14 protein-coding genes, 1 pseudogene and 1 riboswitch are annotated in these 17819 nt (G+C 40.6%); of the genes and pseudogenes, 5 read left to right on the forward strand and 10 right to left on the reverse strand.

The annotated features are described in order from the left end of the window. Positions 1 to 50 precede the first annotated feature (50 nt). Together ribB and ribE are read right to left on the reverse strand one after the other, a co-directional pair. Positions 51 to 689 (reverse strand): annotated as a pseudogene (ribB, locus tag JFU24_RS13670) (3,4-dihydroxy-2-butanone-4-phosphate synthase); the annotation flags it as partial. A 19-nt stretch (positions 690 to 708) separates the two neighbouring features. Then, positions 709 to 1347, reverse strand: a complete 639-nt coding sequence (gene ribE / locus JFU24_RS13675) for a riboflavin synthase (protein WP_053344344.1) — start codon at positions 1345 to 1347, stop codon at positions 709 to 711. A 144-nt stretch (positions 1348 to 1491) separates the two neighbouring features. After that, a riboswitch (FMN riboswitch) is annotated at positions 1492 to 1622 on the reverse strand. A 164-nt stretch (positions 1623 to 1786) separates the two neighbouring features. On the opposite strand from ribE, the gene JFU24_RS13680 reads away from it, so the two are divergent. Continuing rightward, a complete protein-coding gene (locus tag JFU24_RS13680) occupies positions 1787 to 2197 on the forward strand; it encodes a hypothetical protein (protein ID WP_201250107.1) in 411 nt (136 codons plus the stop codon). A gap of 13 nt (positions 2198 to 2210) precedes the next feature. Here the strand turns inward: JFU24_RS13680 and megL are convergent, their stop codons facing one another. Further along, on the reverse strand, positions 2211 to 3386 hold the full coding sequence (gene megL / locus JFU24_RS13685) for a methionine gamma-lyase (protein ID WP_201250108.1): 1176 nt from the start codon (positions 3384 to 3386) through the stop codon (positions 2211 to 2213). Positions 3387 to 3567: 181 nt separating this feature from the next. Here megL and JFU24_RS13690 point away from each other — a divergent pair, with 181 nt between their 5' ends. Both JFU24_RS13690 and JFU24_RS13695 read left to right on the forward strand, forming a co-directional pair. Then, on the forward strand, positions 3568 to 4449 hold the full coding sequence (locus JFU24_RS13690; protein ID WP_201250109.1) for a DMT family transporter: 882 nt from the start codon (positions 3568 to 3570) through the stop codon (positions 4447 to 4449). A gap of 44 nt (positions 4450 to 4493) precedes the next feature. Continuing rightward, complete coding sequence (locus JFU24_RS13695; RefSeq protein WP_201183054.1) at positions 4494 to 4691, forward strand: hypothetical protein; 198 nt, start codon at positions 4494 to 4496, stop codon at positions 4689 to 4691. 65 nt (positions 4692 to 4756) lie between these two features. On the opposite strand, the gene JFU24_RS13700 is transcribed toward JFU24_RS13695, so the two are convergent. The 3 genes from JFU24_RS13700 to putP all read right to left on the reverse strand — a co-directional run bounded on the left by JFU24_RS13700 (position 4757) and on the right by putP (position 8846). Next, positions 4757 to 5893: a DEAD/DEAH box helicase gene (locus tag JFU24_RS13700; RefSeq protein WP_201183056.1), complete on the reverse strand. Its 1137-nt coding sequence runs from the start codon at positions 5891 to 5893 to the stop codon at positions 4757 to 4759. Positions 5894 to 5944: 51 nt separating this feature from the next. Continuing rightward, complete coding sequence (locus JFU24_RS13705) at positions 5945 to 7219, reverse strand: ATP-binding protein (RefSeq protein WP_201183058.1); 1275 nt, start codon at positions 7217 to 7219, stop codon at positions 5945 to 5947. Between the two features lie 157 nt (positions 7220 to 7376). Continuing rightward, a complete protein-coding gene (gene putP / locus JFU24_RS13710; RefSeq protein ID WP_201183060.1) occupies positions 7377 to 8846 on the reverse strand; it encodes a sodium/proline symporter PutP in 1470 nt (489 codons plus the stop codon). Positions 8847 to 9038: 192 nt separating this feature from the next. On the opposite strand from putP, the gene JFU24_RS13715 reads away from it, so the two are divergent. Beyond that, a complete protein-coding gene (locus tag JFU24_RS13715; RefSeq protein WP_201183062.1) occupies positions 9039 to 11078 on the forward strand; it encodes a molybdopterin oxidoreductase family protein in 2040 nt (679 codons plus the stop codon). 209 nt (positions 11079 to 11287) lie between these two features. Here the strand turns inward: JFU24_RS13715 and JFU24_RS13720 are convergent, their stop codons facing one another. From JFU24_RS13720 to JFU24_RS13730, 3 genes are all read right to left on the reverse strand, one after another. After that, positions 11288 to 12808, reverse strand: a complete 1521-nt coding sequence (locus tag JFU24_RS13720; RefSeq protein ID WP_056522546.1) for an aldehyde dehydrogenase family protein — start codon at positions 12806 to 12808, stop codon at positions 11288 to 11290. 290 nt (positions 12809 to 13098) lie between these two features. Then, the gene (locus tag JFU24_RS13725) at positions 13099 to 14532 is read right to left on the reverse strand and encodes an aldehyde dehydrogenase family protein (RefSeq protein ID WP_201250919.1); all 1434 of its coding nucleotides are present in this window, start codon (positions 14530 to 14532) and stop codon (positions 13099 to 13101) included. A gap of 18 nt (positions 14533 to 14550) precedes the next feature. After that, positions 14551 to 15876 (reverse strand): aminotransferase family protein, encoded by a 1326-nt coding sequence (locus tag JFU24_RS13730; RefSeq protein WP_201183064.1) that lies wholly within the window; start codon positions 15874 to 15876, stop codon positions 14551 to 14553. 388 nt (positions 15877 to 16264) lie between these two features. Here JFU24_RS13730 and rpoN point away from each other — a divergent pair, with 388 nt between their 5' ends. Next, on the forward strand, positions 16265 to 17638 hold the full coding sequence (gene rpoN, locus JFU24_RS13735; protein WP_201250110.1) for an RNA polymerase factor sigma-54: 1374 nt from the start codon (positions 16265 to 16267) through the stop codon (positions 17636 to 17638). Between the two features lie 58 nt (positions 17639 to 17696). Here rpoN and JFU24_RS30780 read toward each other — a convergent pair whose 3' ends face one another. Then, entirely contained in the window at positions 17697 to 17819 is a 123-nt protein-coding gene (locus JFU24_RS30780; RefSeq protein WP_274608129.1) for a hypothetical protein, read from the reverse strand.

Below are 17819 nucleotides of genomic sequence, written 5' to 3' on the forward strand. Positions count from 1 at the left end.
TCAATTTTTTCTTATTTTTATTTTTCAACCACTTATATCCTTCAAGCATTCGGAATATTTAATTCAAGTCCCTGTTTCTCATATATTTTTCTTTGTTGGAGATAACGAGTTAGCTCGGCAATCGTAATGAATTTAAGATCGAATTTTTCGGCGATAACTTCTAGATCAGTTACTCGTGCCATTGACCCGTCTTCATTCATGATTTCACAAATAACGCCTGCAGGAGCAGCCCCGCATAACTTTGCCAAATCTACGGATGCCTCCGTATGCCCTGCCCGTATTAACACGCCACCTTCTTTAGCGACAATCGGAAAAGTGTGACCAGGCCGTTGGAAGTCCCCAGCAACTGAATCTTCTTTAAGAAGCTCCAGAATGGTCAAGGATCTTTCAAATGCACTTATTCCTGTAGAAGTACTTTTATGATCGACACTAACTGTAAAAGCAGTTCCATGATGATCGGTATTTTCACCGACCATAGGATGCAAATTCAATTTTGCCGCCAGTTCTTCGGTAATGGTTGTACAAATCAAACCGCGTCCATGGGTCGCCATAAAATTAATCGCTTCAGGCGTTGCCTTTTCTGCCAATACAACAAAGTCACCTTCATTTTCACGGTCTTCATCATCGGATACGATTACTACTTTACCAGCTTTTAAGTCTTCGATCGCTTCTTCTATTGTATGGAACATCTTTTACACCGCCCTTTAATTAAAATCCGTGTTCTGCCAAAAACTCTAAATTCAGTCCTGGTTTTGAATCACTTTTTTTTATTTGATGTATGATATATTTCCCTATCATGTCATTTTCGATGTTAACGATATCGCCAGCTGCTTTTCGCCCTAATATTGTGTCTTGATGAGTCAGGGGAATCAGAGATACAGTAAGCAGGTTTCCCTCTATCCCGAAAATTGTCAAGCTCGTACCATCAATGGCAACTGACCCTTTTGGGATGCAAAATGTACTGAGTCCTTCTTCCAATTTGATCACATAATACACAGCATTTTCTTTTCGCTCTTTTTTTATTATCGTTCCCGTACCATCAATATGGCCTGAAACAAAATGGCCGCCAAACCTGCCCTGTGCACTCATGGCACGCTCCAGATTCACAGGTGATCCTAGTTTTAACGTCCGGATTGAAGAAGCTTTGACCGTCTCTGGCATCACGTCGACAGTAAACAGACTTTGCGTGAAGGACGTTACCGTTAAGCAAACTCCGTTGACAGAAATACTGTCCCCCAGATGAACATCTTCGAGGATTTTCTCAGAACGAATCGCCAACTCCATGCTGCTTTTTCCTTTTTTCAAGGAATGGACGGTACCGATATCCTCAATGATTCCCGTAAACATGTTTTTCCCCCTTTTATAGAATATAAAAAACCCCTTAGATTGACCTAAGGAGTTAGCAGGAGAAATGAGTGAAAAATTGTATACCTAAAAAGCCTAAAATTTTCATTTTTGAAAAATTAGGCGCACGTATACACTTGGGTTCCACACGTCCTTCTCCCATCCAGACTATACTGTCGGCTTTGGAATCTCACCAAATCCTGCCTTTATCAGGCTCGCGGGCTTAGAATTTCTTCATCACCGCCGGTTGGGATTTTCACCCGACCCCGAAGGACTAAATTATTATGAATCTCTGAATATTTTATCACCTTAAAGTAAAGATGTAAAATTTCTAACCTTAAATGAACCATTAGTAACAAGAACTTACTATGTATAAGGAAGAATGTACATATTTTTCTTCAAGACCTCCTATGTGCTCAAAATGGTTAAATAAGTAAAATTAGTGTTCATTATTATTGAGCTTTTGATTAACTTGATTGTCATTTATACAAACATTAAAAAAGTGGAGCATGCCTCTTTCGACCTATTCCCTTTTTCCATTTATTTAGGTTGGGTAAGCGTCGCAGCCATCGCTGACATTTCTTACTATCTCACCTATATTAGCTGGAAAGAATTTGAGATATCTAATGTAACCTGGACGATTGTCATGATGATTGCAGCAACAATCCTGGCCTTTGTCTTCGCAGTTAAAAACCGGGATTGGTGCTATCCGCTTGTCTTCGTCTGGGCGTTCATCGGCATTGGTGTACGGAACAGCACTCTCTACCCGACAATCACCACTTTATCCTACATCCTGGCTGTTCTAATCCTTATCTTATCCTTCACCATTTTCATCAAAAAAACCAGGAAATAGGGTCTGACTCCATCTAAAAGGCTTGCTGAAGATCGTGCCAGATGTCCTGCCAAGCTTCGAGGCCTACTGAAAGGCGGATAAGCTGGTCGCTGATACCCATTTGATGTCTGGATTCTTCAGGAACTGCCGAGTGAGTCATGGTAGCTGGATGCTGAATCAATGTTTCGGCATCTCCTAGGCTGACAGCTATTTTGATAAGTCTCAAGTTATTCAGAAATTTCTGGGCATCCTGCTTCGTACCTTGCAATTCAAAGGAGATAAGGCCTCCACCATGTTTCATCTGTTTTTCCATTATATAATGGCCCGGGGAACTAGTATCCCTTGGATAATATACATTCTTCACCTGGGGGTGCTGTTTCAGCTCCCGAAAGATTTCCCACGCATTGGAAGAGTGCCGGTCCATCCTAACTGGTAAAGTCTTTAACCCCCGCAGTAGTAGCCACGCATCAAACGGCGAAATAATTCCTCCGATATCTTTCTGAGTCGTTACCGCTACCTGATTGATAAACTCTTTCTTTCCAACTACAAGACCTGCAACGACGTCTCCATGTCCACAAAGATATTTCGTCGCACTATGAAGAACGACATCACAGCCATAGTCAAGAGGCTTCTGTAAATAAGGTGTCGAAAAAGTATTATCGACTACAACCGGTACATTGCATTCTTTCGCGACTTTCATGACCATTTGTAAATCAATCATTTTCATTGTCGGATTAATAGGGGTTTCCACATAGATGCAGGCTGTTTCTGGGCGGATCATCTTCCTTAACTGTTCCTCTGTATCCATATCACAAAAATCATGATTAATACGATATTTACTTTTCATCAACTGAAGGAGGCCAAACGTACAACCATATAATCCTTGTGAACACAAGATGTGGTCATCTGTTTTAGTTAATGCAAAAAGCACAGCCGATACCGCAGCCATCCCTGAGCTGAAAGCAAGCCCTGCTTCCCCGCCCTCCAATGCCGCAATCTTGTCTTCAAGCACCTGTACCGTTGGATTTCCAAGACGCGAATAAATATATCCATCTTCTAAACCGGCAAAACGTCTTTCTCCTTGCTCGGCCGTTTCGAAAGTAAATGTTGAGGTTTGAAACAGTGGTGTTGTTAAGCTTCCTAAATGCTCCTTCGAGTCATATCCTTCATGAATTACTGCCGTTTCAATATGCTTATATTTCTCTGCCATACCGTCTCCTCCTCACCAATGTCTATTTCTATCATATGTCAATATCCCATATAAAGGAAGCGTTTTCATTTGTGTTTTCCACTCATTATTAAACTCCTATCTTCAGCAATATGCTATAATTTTACAATCATTCAATACTAATTTTAACTATTCATAGATAAGGATTTTTGGAGGGGAAACGATGAACAAAGTCATTTTTGGTTTACTTGTCATTTTAACGACTGCTTTAATGGGTTCGTCATTCGCTATCGGAAAAATAGGATTAGCTTATACTTCTCCCATGTTGCTTGCAGCCATAAGATTTATCCTTGCAGGTTTGATCATGGCCATAATTGTTAAACTCATCAAACGACCTCATCCAAGCAAGACCATAGACTGGGCTAAATTGGCTATCATCGGTTTATTCCAGACAGCTGGTGTCATGGGCTGCATCTTTGTAGGCCTTAGGACCATTTCAGCAGGGGAACTTTCGATTTTGACGTTTATGAATCCTTTATTAGTTATCATTTTTGGAACGCTCTTTTGTAAAACAAGATACGCCCCACAGCAATGGGCAGGGGTTTTCCTAGGATTTATCGGTGTCTTTATCACAATGGGGGCACATCTTGATTTAAAAACAGGAACCCTTCTCGGATTGATGTCAGCCATTTCCTGGTCCCTCGCCACCCTGTTGATGAAAAACTGGGGACACGCAATCGACACTTGGGTCATGTCAGCCTATCAAATGCTTTGCGGAGGGTTACTGCTGCTAATTGGCTCTTATCTTTTTGAACAGCCCTTTTTCATAATCACAACGGCATCCATGCTCATTTTATTATGGCTAGCCATTATGGCTTCTATCGTACAATTTTCAATTTGGTTTTTCCTACTACAAAAAGGAGATTCCACCAAAACGAGTGCCTTTCTATTTCTAGCTCCCTTTTTTGGCGTCTTATCTGGTTTCATCTTGCTAGATGAACCGATCCACTGGTACGTTGCGTTAGGTGGTTCACTCATCTTCGTAGGGATCTTTCTGGTTAACTGGACATCCCATCAAGTTGCGACAATAGAAAAGTCCATGTAGAGTGTTCTTCAAAATATACTCTAACTGTAGGAGGGAACAAGAAAATGAGTGGAGATGATACTCTATTGTTTATACACTTGTTCGTTATCCCATCAATAAGCGTTATGTGTTTTCGTAATATGGTTTCACTTTTGAAAAATCTAAAAGCAGGTAAAAGTATTCATAACCAAACGATTTTGGGAGCTGTTCTTTGTTATATTTTATTCATGACGTTAATGATTGGTTTAGAGGGTATGTATTAATACATCTGCCTAGTCTTGATAAAAAAAGTAGAGACAGCCTAAATGGCCATCTCTACATTCAAAAATTATTCTTCGACTACGATGTTTCCACCATAGAATGTTACTTTCGTTAACGGAATCTCAAGTTCACGTGCCATTTTTTTCAATTCTCGCTCTTCTCTTTCCGTTACAATTGAGATAACCGTGCCATTTGCACCCGCACGCCCTGTTCTCCCGGATCGATGAATATATTGGTCAATGTTTTCAGCCATATCAATATGAACGACGGCTGTCAGTCCTTTAATATCAAGTCCGCGAGCCGCCACATCTGTTGCCATCAACATCGGAGATTTACCTGAACGAAGCTTGCGCAGTGCTTTCTCACGGTCTACTTTATTAGATTCACCGTGAAGGACACCCATTTCAACGCCTTTATAACTCAACTTTTCATGTAAGACGCTCAGCTCTGCGATATCGTTTAAAAAGGCAAGAGCTTTCACATCTTTCAGCCTCGTGATTTTCTCAAGAATCTTGGACTTTTCCCGTCTCTCAACAACAAAGTAAAGATGGTCTACTTTTGACTCCATTTTTTCATGCTTATCGACCTTGATCATTTCTGGTTCGTTCATGAATCCACGAGCCACTTTTTCCGTTTCCTCTGGTAGAGTTGCAGAAAACACCATGATTTGGCGGTCTTTAAGCGTAGTTTTGATAATATTATTAATCGTTCCCATATGCTCGGGAATAATTAATTGGTCACCTTCATCGAGGACAATTGTTTTTACTTCGTGCATCTTCAATTTCTTTTGGGCAATCAATTCATAAATCCGTCCTGGTGTTCCAGCAATGACCTGTGGATGCTTCTTCAGTTTGTCCAACTGACGTTTTACATTAGCTCCACCGATGAATGCTGCACCTGAAATACCGCTTCCTTCTGACCAAATCCGAATTTCTTCATTAATCTGCATGACCAATTCACGTGATGACGCCAAAATTAAAGCTTGGGGAGATTTTTTATCAGGATCTATTTTTTCAAGCAATGGCAGTAAATAAGCAAGTGTCTTTCCTGTTCCCGTGGGTGATTCAGCCATGATGTCTTTTCCTTGTACAATTACAGGAATCGCTTTCGTTTGAATCGGAGTAAGTTGGCCGAAGCCAGATTTTTTCCAGGCCTCCTGGATAAATGGCTTTCTATCGTTCACTAATGCTGGTAATTCGCTCATATCGTTCTCCTTTAATAAAAAAACTTTTCATATACTCTATAGTACCATTTGTTAAAGCGTAGTAGCCAACGGAATCCGAATTGTAACCGTGGTTCCCTTATTTTTCTCACTTTCAAAATGCATCTCTCCGTCGAGGCGGTGAATAATCTTCTGGCAGATTGCAAGTCCGATTCCTGTGCCCCTTTCCTTCGTCGAATAAAAAGGTTCACCGATTCGTTTCAAGCGTTCAGGCACCATACCTACTCCATTATCACTCACACTGATTACAGCATGATCATCAATGACATCCAAGGATATGTCTATATTCCCATTATCACTAACCGCTTCAATGCTATTCTTGACAATATTAATGACCATCTGTTTAAGTTCGATGGAATCAGCCATAATATAAACCGGCTCGGCTTTTTTTACCTGATACCCCATCTCAATATTATTCAAATTCGTCTCTGCTTTCATTAACGTATATACTTGTTGTAAACAGTCACCAAGATCAATTTTACATAAAGCAACGTCCTGTTTTTTCCCGAGAACCAGCAGCTCACTCGAAATAATATTAATTCGATCAATTTCCTTTAACATGATATCAGAATGCATCGGGTTGACTTCTTTCGTCATATCCATTAACTGCACGAACCCTTTTAGCGATGTTAGCGGATTCCTTATCTCATGTGCGACGGCAGCAGCCAGATGTCCGATTACAGATAACTTTTCAGACATGATCATCAATTCCTCTTCTCGCCGCAATTCGGTAATATCCCTGACGATTGCATATACTCCAAGCATTTCCGTTTGAACAATAATTGGCAAAAAAGTTACACGAATTATCCGCTTTTCATCACTCATATTCTGGATGGTCGTTTCGAATTTAACAGCCTCTCCTTGAAGGGATTGTGTAAAGAAAACAGATACTTTTTCACTTTCATTCCAGTTGATGAGATGATTGGCATTCTTACCCTTCAAGTTGTCACTTTGGTGACCTAACAGCTTTTCAGCCTCCGGGTTAATTGAAACGACATTTCCTTCGAGGTTCAATTCAAGGACACAATCCGGATTATGCTTGAACAGCGACTGATATTGCTCATCCTTAAGATTAAATTCCTGTTGGGAGCGCAACATTTTCCCAGTCCAATATCGGATTATAATATATAAAAAAATCCCGGTAATGAAAATGAACATCCACCCTTTGGAATGCTGAAACATCGCATATGTCTGGACATCTTCTTTTGCCTGGGTCATCGAGAAGGAATCTGTAATGATAATCCATAAGACCCCAATGATTATATATATAATAGCTACTTTAATTGCAATTTTATGAGACTGGTTCATTTTATATCCTTTGTAGTTGTTTTTGGTTTATTATACCCAAACCACTCAAAAAAAGTCCTCATGTTTTACACATAAGGACTTTACGGATATTGTACCATATATTTTGATTATTTATCATATAAAAAACGCCGCCCATTTGATTGAGCAGCGTCAATAATCAAGAGAGATTTTTTACAGCTTGATTGAAATCCTCTTCTATCTCTTTAGAAGGTTTGGCTGATAACAGGCTAAAAAACACGACTGCTATTGTACCAGCAATAAATCCAGGGATGATTTCATAGACTTCAGCAAATTTATCAATCATTTCCCACACGATCACGGTTGCGGTACCCACAATCATTCCTGCTAGCGCGCCCCATTTCGTCATCCGTTTCCAGTAAAGACTTAACAGAATGACCGGTCCAAATGCTGCTCCAAACCCAGCCCAGGCATAACCGACCAATTTAAGAATCGTACCACTAGGGTTGAAAGCTAAAATAAGGGCAATAGCAGATATCGCTAATACACCAAATCGTCCAACCAGCACTAATTCCTTATCCGATGCATTCGGGCGAATAAACTGCTTATAGAAATCATCAGTCAGCGCACTTGCCGATACTAACAGTTGAGATGCAATCGTACTCATGACCGCGGCTAAAATCGCTGCTAATAAGAAGCCTGTAATTAAAGAAGGAAATAGTTCTTTAGCCAGAATGATGAAGACAGACTCGGCATTTTTTTCCCCTAGAGGTCCGCTTGTCAGATTAAAATAAGCGATTCCGACCAAGCCCGTAAACATCGCTCCTACGATAGCGAAAATCATCCAGCCCATACCGATTCGTCGTGCGCTTTTCAATTCTTTCACAGATGAAATCGCCATGAATCGTACGATGATATGAGGCTGACCAAAATAACCAAGACCCCATGCTAGCAACGATATAATACCAATAGTTGAAGTTCCTTCAAAAGCATGTAATAAATTCGGATTAATCGATTTTATTTCATTAATAGTAGGATCCCAGCCGCCAATATTTACAATCGTGACAACAGGGACTAAAATTAAGGCAATGAACATGATCGTACCTTGTACAAAATCCGTCCAGCTAACCGCAAGGAAACCGCCAAATAATGTATAAAGAATAACAACACTCGCTGTCAGCCAGATGCCCCAGCGGTAATCCATATTAAAAGCAGTTCGGAAAAGCTCCCCACCTGCTACCATACCTGAAGAGGTGTAAAAGGTGAAAAAGATTAAGATGACTAAGGCTGATACCACTTTTAATATTCGAGAACTATCTTTAAACCGATTTCCCAAAAAGTCCGGTATCGTAATCGAATTGTCGGCCACTTCCGTATATGTCCGAAGTCGTGGCGCTACAAATAACCAATTTAAATAAGACCCTGCACACAGGCCGACAACAATCCACCCGGCACTTAAGCCGCTTATGTACATCGCACCAGGAAGACCCATTAACAGCCATCCGCTCATATCGGAAGCCCCTGCACTTAATGCGGTTACAGCCGGGCCCAAGTTGCGGCCTCCAAGCATATAATCGGTTAAGTTGGCAGTTCTTCGATAAGCTAAATAACCAATTAATAGCATACCTGCCATATATATTCCAATAGATATTATTACTCCATAATCCAAAAATATATCCTCCTATTACTTATTCATTTTGTGATAAAAAAGGTTCATTTTTATCTTGTAAGCTTATCAGAAAAAAAATCATATGTTAAGAAGTTCTTGCAACTATCTACTATTTCACATTCAATAATAATTAAGATATAAATAGATTATCGATGCAAGATATAAGATTAGATAATAAGGAGGAATAACGCCATGCAACCCTATATCAATCAACCAGATGGAGTCTTTCCCTCAGTTTGCTCTCTTGATTGTCCTGATCAATGCGGCTTACTTTTGCACAAAAAAGATGGGAAAATCATTAAGGTGCAAGGAGACCCTAACCATCCTGTTACTAAAGGAAATATTTGCAACAAAGTCCGAAACATGACAGCTCGCATATATGACCCCAAACGTCTTCAGCAGCCATTAAAGCGGATCGGCTCAAAAGGAGAAGGGAATTTTGTTCCAATCAGCTGGGAGGAAGCCATTGACACAATCACTTCAACATGGAAAAACTTAATTGAACAGCATGGCCCAGAAAGCATCCTTCCTTACAGCTTTTATGGAAACATGGGAAACCTCAGTGCAGAAGGAATGGATCGTCGGTTCTTTCATAAGCTCGGGGCAAGCAGACTTGAACGTTCCATTTGTAACGCGGCCGGTTCTGTTGGATATAACTATACGATGGGTGGTTCGTTCGGCATCGACCCGGAAGAAACGATTCAAACAAAGCTTTTTATCCTGTGGGGCATTAACGCTGTGAGCACAAATATGCACCAAGTAACAATTGCCCAGCAGGCCCGAAAAAACGGGGCAAAAGTTGTGGTCATTGACGTACATAAAAACCAAACTGGAAAGTGGGCCGATTGGTTCATTCCTATTCTGCCCGGAACAGATAGTGCTCTCGCTCTCGGTTTAATGCATATTTTATATGCCGAAAATCTAGTCGACCAACCTTTCTTAGATGAATACACTGTGGGCTCAGCTGAATTGTGCGAGCATGTCCGCCAATATGACCCTGCCACCGTCTCAGCGATTACTGGTGTTCCGATTGATGATCTATATGAGTTAGCACGAATGTACGGTAGCACGACTCCTTCATTCATTCGAATAGGCAACGGTCTGCAGCACCATGATAATGGCGGCATGGCCGTACGGACCATCGCCTGCCTTCCTGCACTTACCGGTCAATGGCTTTCGAAGGGCGGTGGCGCGATAAAGGGGAATTCAGGATACCTGGCTTTTAATACAAACGCCCTAAGACGTCCTGACCTTTTGAAGGATAAAACAACACGTATCATTAATATGAACCAAATCGGTCAAGCCCTTTTAGAAAAAGAAAACCCGATTCTTTCCTTATTTATATACAGTTCCAATCCAGCCCTTGTCGCTCCGAATGCGAATAAAGTGCAGGAAGGTCTGATGAGAGAAAATCTATTTACTGTGGTCCATGATTTATTCTTAACCGAAACGGCAATGTATGCTGACATCGTCCTGCCTGCTGCTTCATCTTATGAAACGGAGGATTTTTATAATTCATACTGGCATAATTACGTCCAAATACAAAAACCTGTAGTGGAAAAGTATGGAGAGTCGAAATCAAATGTCGAATTATTCAAACTGTTAGCCCGGGGTATGGGCTTTGAAGAACCAGCTTTTAGAGATTCAGAGGATGATATGATACGCCAGGCACTCAATTTTCCAGATAACCCGTATTTAGAAGGAATCACTTATGAATCCCTTTCAGAAAGTCAATTTGTCAAAGCCAAGATGAGTCCGCTGTTCCCGGGTAAACTGCAGACACCGAGCGGCAAAATCGAACTCTATTCTGAACAGATGAAGAAGCATGGATACGAACCGCTACCAACGTATATGCCAATCGTCAAAGACAGTGACCTGCCATTTTTATTCATACCAGCACCTAATCACAATTTCTTGAATTCAACTTTTTCCAATAACGAAAAACATATCTCTATGGAAAAAGAACCGAAACTACACATGAATACGGCAGATGCCCTAAAATTAGGAATAGATACAGGAGATATGGTCCGTATCTGGAACGAGCGCGGTGAATGTGTGCTAACTGCTGCTCCCGGGGAAAATGTGTTAGCCGGTGTTCTTGTCAGCCAAGGCTTATGGCAGAACACACCTGAAACAAAGCAACATATCAATGCCCTTACTCCAGACAGGGTGGCAGATATGGGAAATGGCGCCGTTTTCTTTTCAGGCCGGGTTGATCTTTTAAAACTGTGAAATTATAGTCGTATCGGATTTGATTGATTATCATGATTTATACTCATTACTGAAAAGTGTCTATTATTCATTTTATTTTGAGTGCATTTTTTAAAATATGTTCGATTTCTGGAGTTTATCTACGATTCTGGAGTTATATTTACGTTTCTAGAATTTCATTTCCACAAAAAGGCTGTTCCTTAAGGAACAGCCTTTTCATCTAGCTATTTTTACTCTTCATCAAACCATCCTGTTGGTTGAATATCCAAGTTGTTATTAATTTGCTTCACTTCTGTGTAAGCCTCGTATCCGAAAGTACCTAGCTCACGGCCATTTCCGCTTTGTTTGAAGCCACCCCAAGGAGCTTCGTTATATGTTGGGTGATAAGAATTTATCCACGTGATACCAGCACGTACTTTTTTGATTACACGGTACGCCTTAGCGATATCATTCGTAAACACCGCTCCAGCTAAACCATATTTCGTGTCATTGGCCAGTCGAAGAGCTTCTGCCTCGTCCTTGAACTTTTGAACAACAAGTACTGGTCCAAAAATTTCTTCCTGCACGATACGCATTTCAGGTGTTGTATCAACAAAAATCGTTGGTTCAACAAAGTACCCATTTTCCAAGCCCTCTCCTTTAATCCGGTTCCCACCAACGATTAATTTGGCTCCTTCTTCTTTTCCAATTTCGATATACGATAAAATTTTGTTCATATGGGCTTCAGAAACGACTGGTCCCATATGAGTTTTTTCATCAGAACCTGACCCCACTTTAATTTGTTTCGCTTTCGCGGTAAGACTTGCAATAAATTGATCATAAATGGACTCTTCCAAAAGTAATCGAGAGCCCGCTGAACATACTTGTCCTTGGTTACAGAATATCCCGAATAAAGCGTAATCAACAGCAGTCTCAAAGTCAGAGTCTGCAAATACGATATTAGGGGATTTCCCACCTAGCTCCAAAGTCACTTTTTTCAAATTCCCTAACGATGCTTCCATGATTTTACGGCCTGTTGCTGTTCCGCCTGTAAAGGCCACTTTATCGATTTCCTCATGTTCAGCAATGGCCTGTCCGACAACTGGTCCTGCCCCTAATACTAGGTTTGCGACACCTTTGGGTACTCCGACCTCTTCCAAGATTTCGAATAGTTTAACAGCCGTTACTGGTGTTACTTCTGATGGTTTGAAAACGACGGAATTTCCTGCAGCTAGCGCCGGAGCCAATTTCCAGGCTGACATCAACAAAGGGAAGTTCCAAGGAATGATTTGCCCGCAAACACCGATTGGTTCCCGGACGACCATTGCTTGCTGACCGTCAGGCACCTCATACGTCTGTCCTGTCGGTTTAGTAGCTAATCCTGCATAATATCTAAAACAGGCTGCTGCATCATCTATATCAAAACGAGCTTCGCGCAATGGTTTTCCATTATCCAACGTTTCCAAAGCAGCTAGTTCTTCAGCTTTTTCTTCTAATTTATCGGCAATTTTGAATAAAAGTCTGGCTCTCTCCACTGCCGGAGTTCCCCACCAGCCTCCTTCATAGAAAGCATATTTAGCTGCCTCAACCGCTGCATCGACATCCTTCTGTGTTCCTTCTGCAGCTGTAGCAATAACTTCTCCCGTAGCCGGATTCAATACATCCCTTTTTTCACCCGAAGTCGAACTCACCCATTCCCCATTGATAAACATCTTTAAGTCTAGTGCTTCCGTTCCTTCTTTTTGTGTGTTATTTTGTAAAGTTTCCTGCATTTTAATTCCTCCTCGGTTTTAAGTTATCTACCTATATACAAGATATAAGCAAGATTCATGCCAGTTTGGAATATTAGGTAAATCGCATTTTCTTTCTCTTCCCTGTCCCATATAAATTCAATCGTGAATTATCTATTCATTTTTGCATAATAACTTCAGTCAATCTTCTCTACTTTCGCCACAACCTCTTTATTTCTATTAAAAGAATCATAAAAAATATATGTAGAAGAAATATATTTTCTCAAAAATAAAGAGATGAGCATACTGCTCATCTCCATACTTTTTCATTATTAATTCCGATTAAAAATGACCAGCTTCATTTCCGTCATTTCTTCAATCGCATACTTTAGCCCTTCACGGCCCATCCCGCTTTTTTTGACTCCGCCATATGGCATGTTGTCGACGCGATATGTTGGGATATCATTTATGATAACGCCACCGACTTCCAGTTTTTCAGCTGCAGTAAGGGCCAAATTGATATTGTCTGTATAAACCCCTGCCTGCAAGCCAAATTCGGAATCATTGACCAAATCAATTGCTTCTTCAACCGACGACACCTTATTGATCAAAACAATAGGAGCAAAGACTTCCTGACAGGATACCTTAAGCTTCGCATCCACTTCCAGTAAGACAGTAGGATGCAGGATATTCCCTTCAGATTTACCTCCTGCTGCAACAACGGCACCGTACTGTTTTGCTTCACTGATCCAGTCCAGACTGCGTTCTACATCACCAGCGCTTATTAACGCTGAGACATCCACTGCCGGGTCCAAAGAATCGCCGAGTATTAGTCCCTTCGTTGCCTCAGAGAATTTTTCTACAAACTCGTCATACACCTCTTCATGAACATATGCTCGTTGTAAGGAAATACAGACTTGCCCTTGAAAAGCAAATGCTGCCGTTACACAGCGTGGGATAATCTTATCAATATCAATCCCTTTATCCACAATAACCGCTGCATTGGAACCAAGTTCAAGACTCACTTTCTTCAAGCCCGCCTTGTTACGGATACCGATTCCTACAGCAGGGCTTCCGGTGAATGAAATGCTCTTCACCCGTGAATCAGTCACTAATTTATCACCAATTACCGAACCGCTTCCCGTAATCAGATTAAACGCTCCATCAGGAAGATCTGTTTCTGCTAATAGCTCAGCTAACAATAGCGATGATAGTGGCGTTTGGCTCGCAGGTTTCAAGACAATCGGGTTTCCAGCAGCAATGGCTGGTCCGACTTTATGAGCTACCAGGTTCATCGGGAAATTAAAAGGAGTAATTGCACCCACTACGCCAATTGGCTCGCGTACGGTGTAACCAATTCTACCTTCCCCGTCAGCTGTCGCATCCATCGTTAATGTTTCTCCATGAATCCTCTTTGCTTCTTCTGCTGCAAATTTATATGTGGCAATCGTCCGAGAGACTTCTCCTATCGCTGTTTTAATCGGCTTCGCTGCCTCTTTAGCAATAATTTCAGCTGCCTCATCTTTACGGCTTTCCAAAAGAGTTGCAAGCTTTTCAAGAATGGCAGCCCGTTTATGACTTGGCAGAGCAGCCATTTCTTTTCTAGCTTGATAAGCTGAGTCTATCGCCAACTCAACCTCTTCAGGGGTAGCAGCCGGAATCTCCGCTAAAACCTCCCCGCTATAGGGAGACTTTAGTGTCGTGAACTTTTGGGCTTCTTGCCATTTTCCATTAATAAATAGTTTCTTTTTCAGAGTTTCCGTCATTACCATCCTTATCACCTCTTATAAAATTTCTTTTTCGACAGCTGTAAATGTTTCATCCAGGATTTCAATTATTCTTTCGACTTCTGATTTAGTTATGATTAAAGGTGGTGCAAACACGAGTGTATCTTGATCAAACGTAACAGACCGGCAAATTAAACCATTCTTCGCAGCTTCAGCCACAAGTCTTGGTGCTAGCTGTGTTTCAAAGCCTTCCCCGGTTTGTTTATCTTTGACAATAGAAATGCCTCCAATAAGACCAAGTGCTCTAACATCCCCAATAATCGGGTGTTTGCTTTGTAGCTTTTTAAAGCCCTCAAGCAATTCTACGCCACGCTGTTTCGAGTTTTCTATTAAGTTTTCGCGTTCAATAATTTCAATATTTTTCAAGGCGACAGCACAAGCCATTGGGTGCCCACTGTATGTGTATCCATGTAAAAGCGTGCCTTTAGACAGGGCTATAAAATCCTGATGCATCTTATCATTAAGGACCACGCCACCTAACTGGGCATATCCGCTCGACACACCTTTTGCAAAGCACATCATGTCTGGCACAACACCGAAGTGCTCAATTCCAAAATACGTACCTGTTCTTCCGAAGCCTGTAATGACTTCATCTGTTACCATTAAAATGCCGTATTCATTACAAATCTCTCTTACTTCCTTAAAATAGCCTTCAGGAGGTAGATTCACGCCGCCAGCTCCTTGAATCGGTTCCGCGATAAATGCAGCAATCGTTTCTGGCCCTTCTTGTTCAATGACCTTACGCAACTCTTCAATGGAAGAACCATCTACATAACAAAAATCCGGAGCAATGGAATTCGTGAAGTCACGGAATGGTTTCAAGCCAGTTGCACTTGTCGCTCCCATAGCCACCCCATGATAAGATTTCGAGCGGGAAATAATCTTTTGACGATTAGGCTGGCCTTTTAAAATCCAGTAGTGACGAGCAAGTTTAATTGCCGTATCATTTGATTCCGATCCACCTGAAGTGAAGAAAACTGCATTCAAATCCCCAGGCGCAATAGAAGCAATTTTAGCCGCTAAACGAATAGCCGGCTCATTGCTGAAGGTAGCAAAACTTGAAGTAAAAGCCAACTTTGCCATCTGTTCTTTCGCCACTTCAGCCAACTCTTCTTGTCCATGCCCAATATTCACATTCCAAAGTGAGGCCATGCCATCAATGACAGTTCTACCCGTGATGTCCGTAAGATATATTCCTTTACCTTCTGTAAAAATGAAACTTGGACCATCCGCCTGCTGTTGTGCAATTGCTGTAGTCGGATGAATAAAATGCTTTTTATCCAAATCGATTAATTCCTGAATCCCCGTCTTCTCTTTAATCATCTAAAAAACACCCTTCTCACTTAATAGATTTTTTTATCATTTGCTATACGTATTTATATAGCAAGATGCATGCCAAAGTATATGAGCTTTATATAATAGTATTCAAAGAGAAAATGATTCATAAATAAATCAAAAATAGCGCATATTGATTCGAATATAAATCAATCGATTCATATTCAAATCAAACATATTTAAATTTCCATTTATCAACAAAAATTAATACTTTTTTACTAATATTGTCGTTTTTTGTATTTAATTTCTTAATGATGTTACATAACCTGACATAAATTATTGAATTTTCTAAAAATTTGTATTATTATCATGGTAATAACATTTGCATTTCCCTTTTGAGCCCTCGGTTAATCTAAAATGAAAGAAGTTGATATAAATGCAGGTAGGCTTTGAACTGTATCAAAAGCAAACTTTGAAGTTAGCTTTGACCCCTGAATTACAGCAATCGATCAATATTCTACAATATTCTGCACATGAACTTATAGATTTTTTACACCAACAGGCTAACGAAAATCCTGTTCTCGAAATAACCGAAACATTTAAAGACCCTCTCGCCTCTCTCTCTGAATTCGGTATACGTACAAATAAAATAAACACTCAGGCAGAAGGATCTTCGGCTATAAGTAAAGGATTCAATGGAGACAGTGATTATAACCCGATCAATAATTATTCAGTAAAAACAGAAACACTAGAAAATCATTTACTAGAACAAGTGAGTATGCTGAAATTCTTGAAACCTCTTGAAAGAAAGATCCTCGCATTTTTAATTGGAAACTTAAGCGAATATGGATTTCTTGAAGTGGATGCAGTTTGGGCAGCCTCTCTTTTTTCCGTGTCTATAGAAGAAATTGAAGACATGATTCAAGTTCTGCAATCCCTTGACCCTATCGGAGTGGGTGCCAGAGATTTGACTGATTGTTTACTCATTCAGCTGCGTGAGCATGAGCATTATAATGAATTGGCGTACACTATTATAGATAAGCACTTAACAGATTTAGCTGAAAAGCGCTACAAGAAAATAGCCAACCTTTACAAAGTAACTATTCAGGAAGTCCAAGAGGCATCAGATTTTATCCGCACGTTAAATCCCCGTCCCGTCAGTCATTTTTCTAACGATATGACTCATTACATCGTTCCGGACGTATTCGTAGAAAAAGAAAAGGATGGCTATCTGATTACGGTTAACGATAGTTTCGCACCTAAACTATCAATCAATCATTACTATACGAATATATTAGCGACTAAGCCGGGCGATCCAGCTAAAGATTACGTCAAAAATCACTTAAATGATGCTCAATTACTGATTAAAGGTCTTGAACAAAGGCAAATGACCCTTTACAAAGTGACAGCAACAATTGTAGAGGAACAACAGGATTTTTTCTTGAAAGGGATTGCTGGATTAAAACCTATGACACTGAAAGATATATCCGAAAAACTCCAGCTTCATGAATCAACAATCAGCAGGGCCACGAGCAATAAATATATCCAAACGCCGCAAGGCCTCTTCAAATTAAGGAACTTCTTTACTAGAGGCTTAAACCGAGTGAACAGCCAAGAAACCGAATCCACTATTACCATCAAAGAAAAAATAAAAGTCTTGATCGCCGATGAAGATAAAATAAAGCCTTTTTCTGACCAAAAGATTTGTCAAATATTTGAAAATGAAGGGACCAAAATATCCCGTCGGACCATCGCAAAATACCGTGAAGACCTCGGTATACCTGGATCTTCTAAACGCCGGAGATTTTGAAACAAAAAAACTAGCTGTGTAAAAGTACAGCTAGTTTTTTTCTCTTTATAGTTAAACTTTAACATTGGGAAACGGCATCACTAGTTTGAACGACTTCCCATTTATCGTCTTCTCCTCTGACTTTACCCTGACCGATACAATCAAAAGCAACTGAAGAACGAGCCCGATGATACCCTATCAC

Origin of the sequence: Peribacillus sp. TH27 (assembly GCF_016650915.1) — a bacterium.
GTDB classification, from domain to species: Bacteria; Bacillota; Bacilli; order Bacillales; family DSM-1321; genus Peribacillus; species Peribacillus butanolivorans.

Bases quoted from the DNA above. Each gene is read 5' to 3' on its own strand.
- JFU24_RS13695 (WP_201183054.1), top strand. From the start codon at position 4,494: ATGAGTGGAGATGATACTCTATTGTTTATACACTTGTTCGTTATCCCA.
- JFU24_RS13720 (WP_056522546.1), bottom strand. From the start codon at position 12,808: ATGCAGGAAACTTTACAAAATAACACACAAAAAGAAGGAACGGAAGCA.
- JFU24_RS13705 (WP_201183058.1), bottom strand. From the start codon at position 7,219: ATGAACCAGTCTCATAAAATTGCAATTAAAGTAGCTATTATATATATA.
- JFU24_RS13690 (WP_201250109.1), top strand. From the start codon at position 3,568: ATGAACAAAGTCATTTTTGGTTTACTTGTCATTTTAACGACTGCTTTA.
- JFU24_RS13725 (WP_201250919.1), bottom strand. From the start codon at position 14,532: ATGACGGAAACTCTGAAAAAGAAACTATTTATTAATGGAAAATGGCAA.
- JFU24_RS13715 (WP_201183062.1), top strand. From the start codon at position 9,039: ATGCAACCCTATATCAATCAACCAGATGGAGTCTTTCCCTCAGTTTGC.
- megL (WP_201250108.1), bottom strand. From the start codon at position 3,386: ATGGCAGAGAAATATAAGCATATTGAAACGGCAGTAATTCATGAAGGA.
- JFU24_RS13700 (WP_201183056.1), bottom strand. From the start codon at position 5,893: ATGAGCGAATTACCAGCATTAGTGAACGATAGAAAGCCATTTATCCAG.
- rpoN (WP_201250110.1), top strand. From the start codon at position 16,265: ATGCAGGTAGGCTTTGAACTGTATCAAAAGCAAACTTTGAAGTTAGCT.
- ribE (WP_053344344.1), bottom strand. From the start codon at position 1,347: ATGTTTACGGGAATCATTGAGGATATCGGTACCGTCCATTCCTTGAAA.
- JFU24_RS13730 (WP_201183064.1), bottom strand. From the start codon at position 15,876: ATGATTAAAGAGAAGACGGGGATTCAGGAATTAATCGATTTGGATAAA.